This window comes from Alcanivorax sp. HI0083, assembly GCF_001635175.1.
This window is the reverse complement of record NZ_LWFX01000063.1, coordinates 1-784: the sequence shown is the minus strand read 5'-3', so window position 1 is coordinate 784 and position 784 is coordinate 1. Positions and strand designations below refer to the sequence as shown.

The window sequence follows — 784 nt, the reverse complement described above, 5'->3', positions numbered from 1 at the left end:
TGGAAGGATCTCGTCAGCGCCGTCAGCGGATGGCGCGAGGAGGTGCTGGCCTACTTCGAAACCGACACCCCAATCACCAACGCCTTCACGGAGTCGATCAATCGGCTGGCCAAGGACAAGAACCGCGATGGCCGGGGCTACTCATTCGAGGTGATGCGGGCCCGGATGCTCTACACCACCAAGCACAAGAAGAAGGTGCCGCAGATCAAGGAATCCCCCTTCCTGGGCAAGGCCACCATGACCTACAGCATGGGTCTTCCCGAGCCTGAGAAAAACTACGGCGTCGATCTATCAACCTTCTGGGAGAGTTAAGGGTTCGAAGGAGCAAGGGGGCTCCATCTACCACTTAATCCGGATACCCCTTTAATCCAACTCATTGTGATTAACTCTCTAGGTGTGTAAAGCCAACAGGTTGCTTATAACAGGAAGTCTGCTGATGCGCGGTCGCAGATAACGGCTTTGCAATCGCTTGAGAAGCAACTCGTTTCCCTGAGAGCGAGGTGCAACGATGGCCGTGAAGTTGATGCTTGCGGGGTTCTTGCTGGCATCAGCGAGGGCATCTTACAACCGCAATAGATCAAAGTGTCGATTTTATAGTTCTTAACCACGCCGCCACCTGTCGACATAAGCCTCGGTACCCAGCATGCCAACAGGCGCCTGGAATGGCATCGAGAGACACTTTCACGCTTCATCAAGTAATGCTATTGAAGGCTGTGGCGTAGAGAAGAGCATGCCAGAGGGAGCAGAGCTGGTGATCAATAGTTATATAGCTCGATATTAAACG

1 protein-coding gene and 1 pseudogene are annotated in these 784 nt (G+C 53.2%); both read left to right on the top strand.

The genetic code is table 11. The annotated features are described in order from the left end of the window. Positions 1–312, top strand: a 312-nt coding sequence (locus A3754_RS00680) for a transposase (RefSeq protein WP_197468344.1), incomplete at its 5' end; no start/stop codon positions are given. 129 nt (positions 313–441) lie between these two features. Then, positions 442–576: pseudogene (locus tag A3754_RS25865) on the top strand (Cd(II)/Pb(II)-responsive transcriptional regulator); the annotation flags it as partial. Positions 577–784 lie beyond the last annotated feature (208 nt).